We start from the raw sequence: 12,413 nt of genomic DNA on the forward strand, positions 1-12,413 counted from the left end.
ACTTAATCATAAGTTGCTTGGTTATTTTTGTAAAGAGGATAAAGGATATATTTTGACATAAAAAAGAGACCGTTTCCGGTCTCTTTTTACTCTTTATAGTCTATATTAACGCATGTTTGAATTAAAATTCAAACTCTACGTCACTCAGACGACGTTTGATTTCAGCAATAACACGTTTCTCTTCTTCTTCGCCACTCGCAATGAATGTAACGGAGAAACGAACAAAGTTACCTGCATCATCCCAAGGCACGGATGAAATCAGCTTCTCACGAATCAGGAATTGGGAGAAGTCTTCTCCTGACTCGAAGCGACGTCCACCGACCACACCTTTTGGTGCTTCAACATAAAGGAAGAAAGAACCTTTTGGTTTCTCTGCTTGGAAGCCCAGCTCGTTGAGTGCTGCAACCAGCATATCGTGACGGCGGGAATACTTTTCTGCAATTTTCTCCGTAATTTCAGGATGATTCAATCCGTAAGCCGCTGCCTTCTGAATCGCGATGAATTGACCGGAATCGTTGTTGTCCTTCACATCACTGAATGCTTTGACAACGAGAGGATTACCGGCTACGAAGCCAATTCTCCAACCTGTCATGTTGTAAGATTTGGAGAGAGAGTGCAGTTCTACACCTACATCTTTGGCTCCTGGTACAGAAAGGAAACTGAAAGGCTTTTTGCCATCATACGTCAATGCTGCATATGGAGCATCGTGCACAACAACGACATTGTATTTTTTCGCCCATTCAACGACCTCTGTAAAGAACTCCACTGTTGCACTAGCACCAGTCGGGTTATTTGGATAGTTCAGATAAAGCAATTTTGCACGTTTAGCGATATCTTCAGGAATAGCTGTCAGATCAGGCAAGAAGTTGTTCTCTTTGGTCAATTGAATATTGAATACTTCTCCACCCAAATATTTCGTGTGTGTGCCCATTACAGGATAACCAGGCACAGTCATAATCGTTACATCACCTGGATTAATGAAGCAAGAAGGTAACATTGCCAAAGCCGGTTTGGAACCGATGGAATGTACGATTTCTGTATCCGCATCAATACCATCCACGTTAAATACGTTTTTCAGGTAAGCAGCTGCGGCTGTTTTGAATTCAGGAATACCATTATCGGCGTACCCGCGGTTCTCTGGTTTAGCCGCTTCTGCAGCAAGTGCAGCAACGATGCCTGCGTCAGCCATCTCGTCGGGTTCACCAACCCCAAGGTCAATCAGTTCGACATCGGGAAAGTCTTTTTTGGCCGAAGCTTTCGCACGTTTGATTTTTTCGAATTTATAGATGTTCGTGTCTTTACCATAGTTGGAGCCGCCGATACGGTCGGCAAAATTAGTTTGGATATACGTTTCCTGATATTTATCGATACTCATAATGTGTTCATCTCCTCATTTTGACGCAAATTTCTCATGTTTTAATATGAAGCATTTGAGCATTCAACACCATGGACAAAATATCCGAACATTTGTACTTTCTTCAAAGGTCAGCGGCTTCTCAGCGAAGCGAGTACATCTTCCATATCCTGCGGAATCGGTGCACTGAATTCCATGTATTCTCCTGTGGAAGGATGCACAAAACCAAGTGTTGCCGCATGCAGAGCCTGTCCATTCATTTTGATACCTTTGTTCCGCCCGTACGTCGGATCACCAACAAGAGGATGACCGATAAATTTCATATGCACCCGGATCTGATGGGTACGCCCTGTTTCGAGCTTTAACTCGAGCAAGGTATAATCGTTGATGCGCTCCGTCACTGTAAAATGAGTCACTGCATGTTTGCTGTTACGTTCGGTGACTGTGTACATTTTACGATCATTCGTGTCCCTTCCGATCGGTGCATCGATGGTACCTTGATCATGACTGAGATGCCCATGAACGAGTGCAATATAACGCCTGTTCACACTGTGCTCCTTCAACTGGGCAGCTAGTGAAGCATGCGCCCGGTCGTTTTTGGCCGCCATAATCAAGCCTGACGTATCCTTGTCAATCCGATGTACGATCCCTGGACGCAGTTCTCCGTTAATACCGGAAAGATCCTTGCAATGGTACATTAGAGCGTTCACAAGTGTTCCTGATGTATGTCCCGGTGCAGGATGTACGACCAGTCCACGTTGTTTGTTAATGACAATCAGATCACTGTCTTCATAAACCACTTCAAGCGGGATATCTTCCGCAATAATCTCCACCGCAGCAGGCTCGGGAATCTGTAATACGATCTGATCTCCTTCTGACAGCTTCGCATTGGACTTCACCAGAGTACCATTGACTGTAACTGCCCCATCTGCAATCCATAGTTGCACTTGCGAGCGAGACACGTTATCTACAGCATCTGTAATATATTTATCCACACGTTCCTTCTTATGTTCAGCGGCAACGATCCATTCCATACGTTCCTCGCCATTAAATTGCTCATCGTTATTGCGTTGTTCCTCATTCAAATTACTCATGATGCTCATTCCCTTCAATCTTCGCGGCCGCTTTTTCACGACGTCCTTCCAATAATGTCTCCACAATAATCAAAGCTACCCCGATACAGATGGCCGAGTCAGCAATGTTGAAAATCGGAAACGTGTAACTCCCAAAATTAAGCTGCACAAAGTCTACAACTTCCCCCGTCAACGCACGGTCAAGGAAGTTACCAATCGCTCCTCCAAGCACTAGGCTAAGCGCTACTGGTAGCAATTTGTGCGGGGTATCTTTTACTTTTTGCAAATACCAAATCAAGGCGACAACCACAATAATGGTCACCACAATAAAGAACCAGCGTTGATCCTGCAGGATACCAAACGCTGCACCTGAATTTCGATGGGAAGTGATGACAAAAAAATTACCAATGACCGGAATTTCTTCTCTAAGCTCCATCCGGGTAGCAATCAGATACTTTGTTCCCTGATCCACTAGAAATACGATAAAAGCAAGGATATAATACACCACGTTTGTTGTCACTCCGTTCTTGTCTTTTCCAGCGATACCAAGCATTCGCCAGACTTATTTATTGTAGCACAGCTATTCAGAGATCGTCCATGACGTGGCAACCTTGCGAAGCAATATTGGCTTAGGCGGATTGGAAAAACCGATAACATTTGCCTTCTGTAATCCTGCTCCAAAAGGCACATCCTAGAATGGAGAAAAAACCGGATTCCAAATGGAATAGAAAGGGGAAAGCCATGTCACATTTTACAACCGAGCAAATGCAATCATTGCGTTCCCAGCTATTGTCAGATAAACGGGATATCGAACACCGGTTGTCAGAGAACGAACACTACGGCCTTGGAGACTCATTAAAACTACAAACAGGTGAACTGTCACCGATTGATAATCATCCTGGTGATCTTGCCACAGAGGTATATGAACGAGAAAAAGACATCTCCTTGCTGGAGCATGATGAATTTCAACTCGAACGTATTGATTCCGCCTTGCACTCGATTGAAGAAGGTCATTACGGTACATGCGCTGTCTGCCAGCAACCGATCCCTTATGAGCGTATGGAGGCCGTTCCATACACAAAGTACTGTAAAAAGCATCAACCGGAAACCATCGTTTCCGAGAATCGGCCTGTGGAAGAAGAGTTCCTCGCCCCATCATTTGGACGTACCAGTCTGGACGAGCGGGATGATCAGAATGGTTTTGACGGCGAAGACGCTTGGCAGATCGTGGAGAGTTGGGGCAACTCGAATTCCCCGGCAATGGCGGAAAACGGTAATATCGACAGCTATGATGTGATGGCTATTGAAGCTACGGAAGAGCTGGACGGCTTTGTGGAGGCTTACGAAAGCTTTGTCGCAACGGATATTTACGGTCACGATGTTTCGATTGTACGTAATCGTCAGTACCGACAATACCTGGAGAAGGGTGAGGGCTTAGGATTACTTGAACCCGACTCAGATGATGATGACACGTATTGAGTTTACAGGTGAGCCATCTACAGGCCTTATTTTTCAATACGTGTTCATATCAAGCTGCCTTTGTACGATTCGTACAATATCAGCAATATAATCTCCGACGATAGGGAGGTTTAATGCACCAAGAACCTGTAACACATAGATAATGGTGGCCGCGAAAAAAGTAAATCCGATGGCAATTCCTACACCTCTGGCTGCACCGGACAAGAGATTCAGCCCAATTAGCTTCCACGGCCGATTTAGCAATTCCGTATATTGGGCAATACGTGAACGCTCCAGCTCACTCGCAAGACGGTTGGTTAACGTATGTAATTCTTCAATTTTATCATGCGGTGTGTCCACCTTAGCTATTTCCGCTGTTTCTGTTGCACTGGACTCAGCTGACTTATCCTGTTTGCTCATGTTTCGCTCCAATCCTTGCATCAATATAGATCAAACGAACTGTTACTTTTTTAAAAAGAACTGCACAATTTAATCATTGCCCGATCTGTGGAAAAACAAACAAAAACAAATGAGCCCAGCTTCAGGAATTGCCCCTTAGCTGTGGCTCATTTATTTTAATCTTACTTATTCTTGTTCACTACGCTTCAATAAAGATTCCGATGCCTTTGCCTCCGGCTTCTACTTGCTCCATGCCATCCACCTTACCAAATGTCACGTCAGTCACCAGTACATTTTCACGCAGAACATCGTCAAATGCTTCAATAGCTGCTTGAAGATCGGCATCCACATCCAGCGTCAGGCGCACTCTTTTCTCGATTGGCAGATCCAGACGTTTACGAGTATCCTGTACCGCACGAACCACTTCACGAACCCAGCCTTCTTGCTCCAGCGCCGTTGTGATCTCTGTGTTGAGGGCTACCGTCAAACCATAACCGGATGCAGAAGCAAAGCCCGATTTAGCCTGTTTCTCAACCAGCAACTCCTCATCCGTCACCTGTAGTTCCTCGCCTTCCGGAGAAACGACGTTAAATGCACCTTCCGCTACCACTTTACGGGTCTCATCTGCCGTCATGCCTTTGAACAAGTTTTGCAGGAAACCTACGTTTTTGCCGTATTTTTTACCCGCGACTTTAAGGTTCAGCTTGAGTGTAAAATCAACAAACTCGGCATCGTTATGCTCTGTACGAATTCCTTTGACGTTGATCTCTTCCTTGATGATCTCTTCATAACTTGCCAGATCAAAGCCTTTGTCAAGGGATACGATCAACTCGGACAATGGCTGACGCGTTTTGATACCAGTCTCGTTACGAACGTTACGAGCAAGCTCAACAACGCGGCGAGCTGTTTCCATATCTTGCTCCAAAGCCGCATCGATTAATGCTTCATTCGCTACAGGATAGTCATCCATATGCACACTTTCGCCCGTTGTCAGGTTGAGGTAAATATCCTCAGCCAGCATTGGAGTGAATGGCGCAACCAGCTTCGCTGTAGTCACGAGCACTTCGGTAAGGGTACGATACGCATCCAGTTTATCCTCTGTCAAACCACTTCCCCAGAAGCGATCACGGGAACGGCGGATATACCAGTTACTGAGCTCATCTACAAAGGCTTCGATCGCTTTGGAAGAGTTCAGGTAGTCGTTCACGGACAATGCTTTTTCTACCACAAGGATCAGGCTGTTCAATCTGGACAGAATCCAGCGATCTAATTTGTGAGCAGACACTTGGAATGGATGCTCCTGTGGATCGAATCCATCGATCGTTGCGTACAGCGTCAGGAATGCATGAGTGTTCACCAGCGTATCCACCATTTTGGACTTCGCTTCTCCTACGATGCCTTTGGAGAAACGTTTGCTGTTCCACGGTGCACTGTCAGACAACAACGCCCAGCGGAATGCGTCCGTACCGTACTCCTCGATAACTTCCCAAGGATCGATAACATTACCTTTGGATTTGGACATCTTTTGGCCATTTTCGTCCAGTACGTGTCCTGTTGCCATAACAGCTTTATAAGGCGCTTTGCCTGTCAAAAGTGTAGATACCGCGAGCAGGCTGTAGAACCAGCCGCGCGTTTGGTCAATCCCTTCACAGATCATATCTGCAGGATATTGCTGCTCAAACACTTCTTTATTTTCAAAAGGATAATGTTGCTGCGCAAACGGCATGGAGCCGCTGTCGAACCATACATCGATGACTTCAGGTGTACGCTTCATTTCGTATTTGCCGCAAGAGCTGAGCACCTTCACTTCATCTACATACGGCTTATGCAACTCGAGGTTTTCCGGCACATCGCCTACCGCACGCGCACGTAACTCAGCAATGCTATGAGGAGCAAACTGTTCGCCTGTCTCTTCACACACCCAGATGTTAAGCGGTGTTCCCCAGTAACGGTCACGGCTGATATTCCAGTCCACGAGATCCTCAAGGAACTTCCCAAATCGTCCTTCACGCACATGACCCGGATACCATTCCACTTCACTATTGTTTGCAATCAACTGATCCTTGATTGCTGTTGTTTGGATAAACCAGCTGTCCATAGCATAGTAGAGAAGTGGAGTATCACACCGCCAGCAGAACGGGTAGCTGTGCTCATATTTCTCTTTGCTGAACAGACGGCCATGCTCAGACAAGTATCTCACAATGTCGATGTCGCAGTCCTTCACGAAACGACCTGCAAAATCAGTAACTTGTGCTACAAACTTGCCTTCCAGGTCAACCATGTTCACAAAACTGATGCCATTCTCACGGCAGACACGGTAGTCATCTTCACCATGTGCAGGAGCCATGTGAACAATACCCGTACCACTTGCGTCTGTAACAAATCCTGCCCCCAGAATGATGTTGGTTTTCTCGGCCTCTACGTAGTTAAATGGCGGGCTGTACGTTTTACCTACCAAGTCTGCACCTTTCAGTGCACCAATGATCTCATAATCGCCTTTGCTATCTTTCATAACTTTCTCCACCAAGTTCGTCGCCATGATATACACTTCATCATTTTGACGTACACGAGAGTAGTCCATTGCCGGGTTTACAGCAAGTGCAACGTGAGAAGGCAATGTCCAAGGGGTCGTCGTCCAGGCCAATACGAATTCGCCACTGTCATCCAGCTTGAATTTTGCCGTCGCACTCAAATCTTTAACGTCCTTGTATCCTTGTGCAACTTCATGCGAACTCAATGTTGTTTGGCAAGAAGGGCAGTATGGACTTACGCGGTGACCGCGGTACAACAAACCTTTCTCATGGATCGTCGCTAGGATGTTCCACACACTTTCGATGTAGTTGTTGTCGAGAGTGATGTACGGATTGTTCATATCCGTCCAGTATCCGATCCCTTCCGTCAAATCACGCCATTGCTGCTCGTATTCAAAAACACTTGCTTTACATTCGTTGATAAATTTCTCCACGCCATAATCTTCGATTTCCCACTTGTGGGAGATACCCAATTTTTTCTGAACTCCAAGCTCTACAGGTAAGCCGTGTGTATCCCATCCCGCTTTACGCACAACGCGGTAACCCTTCATCGTATTGTAACGTCCAACAAAGTCTTTAATTACACGACCAAGCACGTGACCGATATGTGGTTTACCATTGGCTGTAGGTGGGCCTTCATAAAATACGAAGTTCGGCTTGCCCTCCCGGTTCTCAATGGAGCGTTTAAACGTATTCTCCGTTTTCCATTTATCTAACACACGCAGTTCTCTTGCACGTGCTTTTTCTTTGACATCAACTCGTTGCATGCTGTTCGACTTCCTTTCTGTTGTTAAGATGAATCGATTGTAAAACATTAAACATACACCATCGTAGCTCATAGATTCCGCTCACCGTTTTAGAACACAAAAAAACCTCATCCCTGGAAAGGGACGAGGTTCATCTCGCGTTACCACCCTAATTCTGTTCATCACAAACCACATTCAGGTTACCCCGAGTATGCTCTGTCATCAACAGCGCTTAAGCCCCGCTAAACTACTGCAGGGTACCGTTATAACGTACGGCTTACGGTTCAGCTTACACACGGCAATGCATTCACCGCTTCAGCGTCACTTCTCCGGGAGGATATTCGGCTATAACTCATCCGTTGGTTTGCACCAGACACCAACTCTCTGAGGGATGAGATCATAACGTACTGAGCCCGTCATGGAATCACTATTCAATATGAATATAGTTATAGCTTCTTTACCCGCAAAAGTCAACCGGGCAGCAGACTAATAAATCTCTTTCATCTCCCGCTCACGGTCACGCACTTCCTGCTCACGGCTCTCCAGTGCTTCCCAGCCATCCTGTGTCAGCAATTCAAGCTGAGCTTCAACGAGCGTACGGAAACGCGCACGATAGATGGATGCCTGCTTCTTCAGTTCTTCCACTTCCAAAGCAATCTTACGGGACTTGCCAAGCGCTTCGTTAACGATTCGGTCTGCATTTTTCTCTGCTTCCTTCACAATTAACTGAGCTTCCTTCTTTGCGTTATTCTTCACATCGTCAGCAGCTTCCTGCGCAATGATGATCGTTTTGCTAAGAGTCTCCTCGATGGTAGCAAAATGATCCAGCTTCTCCTGAACGGACAGCAACTGATTGCTCAGCTCCTTGTTCTCGCGAATGACGCCTTCGTAATCTTTGATGACTTGATCCAGGAATTCATTGACTTCATCCTCGTCATACCCACGCAAGCGTCGGGAGAATTCCTTGTTATGTATGTCCAGCGGCGTTAATGGCATGCTGTCCACCTCCTGTAAAAATTCCTTCTCACTATAGAGAAGGTTTGCAGCATATGGGTTCCACCCAAGGGGCCGTAAGAAAGAAACCTGAACTGGTAACTTTTTACGGAATAGCAGAATCTGCTCTCACGATCTGCAGAGATCCACATCTTGTACTTTAATGTATATCGGAAACACCGGATATTTTTTTACCTTTACGTTTAACATTTCGACAAGAATTCGGATTATCCTGCAATAACATCAAGCAAATTTACCGATCTTTACCCGGCAACGTCCCTTTTTGGTCATTCCTTCCTGTTCAAGCACCTTAAAACGACCAAATCCTTGAATGGATACCACATCTCCTGCCTTAAGCGGCTTTGAGGGGTCTTCCACCACTTTCCAGTTCACTTTACAGCGTCCTGCTTTAATTGGAATCAGTATTTTGCTACGGCTTAATCGGTGCACATCTGCACAGATACCATCCAGTCGCATCGAGGCAACGGTAATATCTATAGTGTCCAATTTCGTCGCAGACCATTTCATCTGATTCAATGGCAGTAGTTCTGTAAATACGTGCAACCGATGCACCTGATTCAATTGAAGCGATAAAAAAGCGCCGGTCTCTGCTGCCACTACAGTATGGCAGCCATCCTCCAGCACTTGAATATCTCCAATCTTGCCTCGTTTCATCCCGAGACCGAGCAGGGAACCCATATAGTCCCCATGCTCCAGTTCCGAGATTTTCTGATCGTCAGACGTAATGCTGAGGACCTGCATCCCCATATCTTCTTCATCCAGATAACGATAATCAGGAGCAATCAATGCACGCTTACGTTCAGCAGCTTCATATCCGCCATCGAAACGAACCTGAACGTCTTGGCTACGATTGACCAAGGATTGCAGAATAAACACCTGTCTTGGATCAAGGAAATCGGTGAGCTTCATATCATGAACCTTGCTCGCCCGTTCAACCCAATCGTTGGCTTTATCTACAAAGTCCCGCTCATCATGGCTAAAATGTTCGTACATATCACCGCTCATCTATGTCACCCTAACTTAAAATGTCAAATACTGAACTATAGAGAGTAACCCAACCAGCGCCAGTCGAAGAACAAGCAACGCGACGATCGGGGAAATATCCAGCACACCGAACAGAGGCGGAATAAACCGGCGGAAAGGACTTAAGTAAGGCTCTACAAATTTGCCTAACAATTCACCGATGAAGCTCTCCCGTGCATTGGGAAGCCATGACATCAATATGTAGACAATAACCATGTAAAAATAAATCTGGTATAGCGTACCCAATATACCTTCAATCATCTGATACAAAAAAGGCTCACCTCATTCTGTTATAATCTTGCTCGCTGTCAGCCAGTATCTCCGTAATGGTTCCCTGAATTTCAACCGTATCTGGCGTACAGAGAAAAATGTTGCCGCCAATTTTAGATATACCGCCGCCTAATGCATATACCGTACCGCTTAGAAAATCAATAACACGTAAAGCCTGATCCTGACGGATTCGTTGCAGATTCACAACAACGGTACGATGCGACCGCAGATGGTCGGCAATCTCTTGTGCTTCGTCATAAGAACGAGGCTCATAAAGGACAACTTTTACATTTTTCTGGGAATGAATGCTAACCACATTATTACCCCTTTGGTTTCTACGTTTATCAAGTGCAGAGGTTTCATTTTCCTGCTGTTCAGGTTCGTGTTCTTCCTGTGCAGCAAGACGCTCCCGCTCTACAATCTCTTCCTCTTCCTGAAGTCCCAGGAAATTCATAAACTTATTCATTACGCCCATCGTGTTCCCTCCTCTTTTCCTACGAGAATTGATCCAAGCCGCACCCAGGTTGCTCCTTCTTCAATGGCCACTTCGAAATCGTTGGACATGCCCATAGACAACTCGGTAATGGGCTCAGCTGTCAATGCTTGTCCATTCAAATCATCTCTCAGCTCACGCAAACCTCGAAATACAGGACGCGTCAACTCTGGATCTTCCTCATGAGGCGCCATTGTCATCAGACCAATGACCTTAAGGTTGTTGAACGATTGAATATCCTTCAGAAAAGAACTTGCCTGTTCAGGTTGCAGACCATACTTGCTCTCTTCACCTGAAATGTTCACCTGCATAAACGCGTTCACCTTAATTCCAAGTGAAGCAGCTTTTTTATCCAGCTCTTTGGCAAGTGACAATCGATCCAGTGAATGGATGTACGCAAACTTGCCGATGACGTCTTTCACCTTGTTCGTCTGCAAATGACCAATAAAATGCCACGTGCCTTTCTGACCAAAGGCTTCCCATTTCGCCTGTGCATCCTGCCAGCGATTTTCTCCAATATGCTCAAGACCATGATCCAGCACAGCACCCGTCGTTTGCAATGAGACATATTTCGTGACCGCAATCACATTCACATCCTCAAAAGGGCGGTTACTGCGCTTACACGCATCTTCAATCTTCTGATTCACTTGTTGTATACGCTCCTCCAATGACACAGAGGGTCACCTCTCTTCCAGCCCAATCCAGCTTGCCATTCTCCCCGTTACCCCATTTTCCTTACGATAGGAAAAAAATAGTTCGGGATGACAACTTGTACACCATGTTGTACATTCGATATGATCCGGCAATATTCCTGCTTTCATCATAATGTGTCGATTACATTCTTTCAAGTTTAACATCGTTTTTCCGTTCGCAACAGGTGTATATATGCGCTTTGAAGCAGAATACTTGTATTCATCATTACCCTGAGGTTCATCCAGCCAAACCCGAACATGCCGCATAACAGCCTCATCCACTTCATAACAGCAATCCCCAATGGAGGGACCAATAGCCACACGAATGTCCTCTCTCCGGCTTCCATACTCCCGCTCCATCGTTTCCACCATAGAGACGGCAATACCCGCCACAGTCCCTTTCCATCCTGCATGAGCAAGACCTACAGCCTGATTCACCGGATCATAGAAATATAAGGGAACGCAGTCAGCATAAAACGAAGTCAGCAGTACACCAGGCACATTGGTAACCAGTCCGTCCGTATCCTGCAATGCCGATTGACGATCCAGCAGTCCTCTGCCTTTGTCTTTAGCTGTAATGACAGCCACCGCTTTACCATGCACCTGTTCTCCACAAGTCCATGCCTCCAGCGGAAAAGCAAGCTTCTCCGTCAGAAGACGGCGATTACGGAGCACTGCCTCCGCATCATCTCCAACGTGATACGCACAATTAAGGGTAGCGTACGGTTCTTGACCAACGCCGCCATGTCTGGTTGTAAATCCCGCCGTTAACCGCTCAAACAACCGTTTCCAAGGTTCAATATATAATAACAGCGGATCTTGATCACCATGATACGTTTTCTCTTCTATATCCTTCATGACATTTTTGTTCAATACAAAGGGTTCCATTCTTCATCACCTCACAACTTCCAGTTTACCAAATGCGGGTGCATTCTGTCTCATTTATATCGTTCTCCGTTGACTCCGATCCAGCCGTTCCAATCGTTCGGTACGCTCCGTGCGGCCCTGTTGCTGCTCATCATATAATCTTGCTTCTCGCTCACGCTCATCATAAGCTTGTTCTTTCACCTCATCCATTTTAACCAAAATGACATCCGAGCCGATCTTAACGATATTTCTCCAAGGTATAATCAGATCTGTCCCTCCTCCAAACAACCCCATAAAACGGCTATATCCTGGAACAACAATGGCTTCGATTCGCCCCTGTTTAAGATCCAGTTCCAGGTCACTGATCTGGCCAAGACGTTTGCCATCCGTAATATTTATGACATCCTTTGTTTGAAAATCGGAGATTTTCATACCTCGTGACGTTGCCTCATTCGTGTTCACTCTCATTCTACCCGCCCCCTGTTTACAGCTC

Annotated in this window: 13 protein-coding genes and 1 other annotated feature; of the genes, 1 reads left to right on the plus strand and 12 read right to left on the minus strand. The window is 45.9% G+C overall.

Features of this window, described 5'->3' with window-relative positions:
- Window positions 1–121: 121 nt before the first annotated feature.
- The 3 genes from ACT89M_RS19690 to lspA form a co-directional block, all read right to left on the minus strand.
- Window positions 122–1,375: an LL-diaminopimelate aminotransferase gene (locus tag ACT89M_RS19690; RefSeq protein ID WP_090923739.1), complete on the minus strand. Its 1,254-nt coding sequence runs from the start codon at window positions 1,373–1,375 to the stop codon at window positions 122–124.
- Between the two features lie 110 nt (window positions 1,376–1,485).
- A complete protein-coding gene (locus tag ACT89M_RS19695) occupies window positions 1,486–2,388 on the minus strand; it encodes an RluA family pseudouridine synthase (RefSeq protein WP_253499985.1) in 903 nt (300 codons plus the stop codon).
- A 52-nt stretch (window positions 2,389–2,440) separates the two neighbouring features.
- Window positions 2,441–2,935, minus strand: a complete 495-nt coding sequence (gene lspA, locus ACT89M_RS19700) for a signal peptidase II (RefSeq protein ID WP_090923795.1) — start codon at window positions 2,933–2,935, stop codon at window positions 2,441–2,443.
- A gap of 233 nt (window positions 2,936–3,168) precedes the next feature.
- On the opposite strand from lspA, the gene ACT89M_RS19705 reads away from it, so the two are divergent.
- Entirely contained in the window at window positions 3,169–3,906 is a 738-nt protein-coding gene (locus ACT89M_RS19705; RefSeq protein WP_154888133.1) for a TraR/DksA C4-type zinc finger protein, read from the plus strand.
- Between the two features lie 33 nt (window positions 3,907–3,939).
- Here ACT89M_RS19705 and ACT89M_RS19710 read toward each other — a convergent pair whose 3' ends face one another.
- The 9 genes from ACT89M_RS19710 to ACT89M_RS19750 form a co-directional block, all read right to left on the minus strand.
- Window positions 3,940–4,305 (minus strand): DUF5665 domain-containing protein, encoded by a 366-nt coding sequence (locus ACT89M_RS19710; protein WP_090923742.1) that lies wholly within the window; start codon window positions 4,303–4,305, stop codon window positions 3,940–3,942.
- Window positions 4,306–4,483: 178 nt separating this feature from the next.
- Entirely contained in the window at window positions 4,484–7,582 is a 3,099-nt protein-coding gene (gene ileS / locus ACT89M_RS19715) for an isoleucine--tRNA ligase (RefSeq protein WP_154888131.1), read from the minus strand.
- A gap of 116 nt (window positions 7,583–7,698) precedes the next feature.
- Window positions 7,699–7,990 (minus strand) — a binding site (T-box leader).
- A 57-nt stretch (window positions 7,991–8,047) separates the two neighbouring features.
- Complete coding sequence (locus ACT89M_RS19720) at window positions 8,048–8,557, minus strand: DivIVA domain-containing protein (RefSeq protein ID WP_090923744.1); 510 nt, start codon at window positions 8,555–8,557, stop codon at window positions 8,048–8,050.
- Between the two features lie 240 nt (window positions 8,558–8,797).
- Complete coding sequence (locus ACT89M_RS19725; protein ID WP_154888129.1) at window positions 8,798–9,580, minus strand: YlmH family RNA-binding protein; 783 nt, start codon at window positions 9,578–9,580, stop codon at window positions 8,798–8,800.
- Between the two features lie 15 nt (window positions 9,581–9,595).
- Window positions 9,596–9,859: a YggT family protein gene (locus ACT89M_RS19730; RefSeq protein ID WP_090923796.1), complete on the minus strand. Its 264-nt coding sequence runs from the start codon at window positions 9,857–9,859 to the stop codon at window positions 9,596–9,598.
- 16 nt (window positions 9,860–9,875) lie between these two features.
- Window positions 9,876–10,343 (minus strand): cell division protein SepF, encoded by a 468-nt coding sequence (locus tag ACT89M_RS19735; RefSeq protein WP_090923746.1) that lies wholly within the window; start codon window positions 10,341–10,343, stop codon window positions 9,876–9,878.
- Window positions 10,334–11,035, minus strand: coding sequence for a YggS family pyridoxal phosphate-dependent enzyme (locus ACT89M_RS19740; RefSeq protein ID WP_090923747.1), 702 nt, complete (start codon window positions 11,033–11,035; stop codon window positions 10,334–10,336). Before ACT89M_RS19740 ends, ACT89M_RS19735 begins: the two co-directional genes overlap by 10 nt.
- Window positions 11,036–11,041: 6 nt before the next feature.
- Window positions 11,042–11,941, minus strand: coding sequence for a peptidoglycan editing factor PgeF (pgeF, locus tag ACT89M_RS19745; protein WP_154888125.1), 900 nt, complete (start codon window positions 11,939–11,941; stop codon window positions 11,042–11,044).
- Window positions 11,942–11,995: 54 nt separating this feature from the next.
- On the minus strand, window positions 11,996–12,388 hold the full coding sequence (locus tag ACT89M_RS19750; RefSeq protein ID WP_244159411.1) for a YlmC/YmxH family sporulation protein: 393 nt from the start codon (window positions 12,386–12,388) through the stop codon (window positions 11,996–11,998).
- Between the last annotated feature and the right edge of the window lie 25 nt (window positions 12,389–12,413).

Source organism: Paenibacillus sp. NN59 (assembly GCF_057597225.1).

What these genes read in the sequence shown, in the direction of transcription:
- ACT89M_RS19690 (WP_090923739.1), bottom strand. Translation starts at nt 1,375, where the DNA reads ATGAGTATCGATAAATATCAGGAAACGTATATCCAAACTAATTTTGCC.
- ACT89M_RS19695 (WP_253499985.1), bottom strand. Translation starts at nt 2,388, where the DNA reads ATGGAATGGATCGTTGCCGCTGAACATAAGAAGGAACGTGTGGATAAA.
- ACT89M_RS19705 (WP_154888133.1), top strand. Translation starts at nt 3,169, where the DNA reads ATGTCACATTTTACAACCGAGCAAATGCAATCATTGCGTTCCCAGCTA.
- ACT89M_RS19710 (WP_090923742.1), bottom strand. Translation starts at nt 4,305, where the DNA reads ATGAGCAAACAGGATAAGTCAGCTGAGTCCAGTGCAACAGAAACAGCG.
- ileS (WP_154888131.1), bottom strand. Translation starts at nt 7,582, where the DNA reads ATGCAACGAGTTGATGTCAAAGAAAAAGCACGTGCAAGAGAACTGCGT.
- ACT89M_RS19720 (WP_090923744.1), bottom strand. Translation starts at nt 8,557, where the DNA reads ATGCCATTAACGCCGCTGGACATACATAACAAGGAATTCTCCCGACGC.
- ACT89M_RS19725 (WP_154888129.1), bottom strand. Translation starts at nt 9,580, where the DNA reads ATGAGCGGTGATATGTACGAACATTTTAGCCATGATGAGCGGGACTTT.
- ACT89M_RS19730 (WP_090923796.1), bottom strand. Translation starts at nt 9,859, where the DNA reads ATGATTGAAGGTATATTGGGTACGCTATACCAGATTTATTTTTACATG.
- ACT89M_RS19735 (WP_090923746.1), bottom strand. Translation starts at nt 10,343, where the DNA reads ATGGGCGTAATGAATAAGTTTATGAATTTCCTGGGACTTCAGGAAGAG.
- pgeF (WP_154888125.1), bottom strand. Translation starts at nt 11,941, where the DNA reads ATGGAACCCTTTGTATTGAACAAAAATGTCATGAAGGATATAGAAGAG.
- ACT89M_RS19750 (WP_244159411.1), bottom strand. Translation starts at nt 12,388, where the DNA reads ATGAGAGTGAACACGAATGAGGCAACGTCACGAGGTATGAAAATCTCC.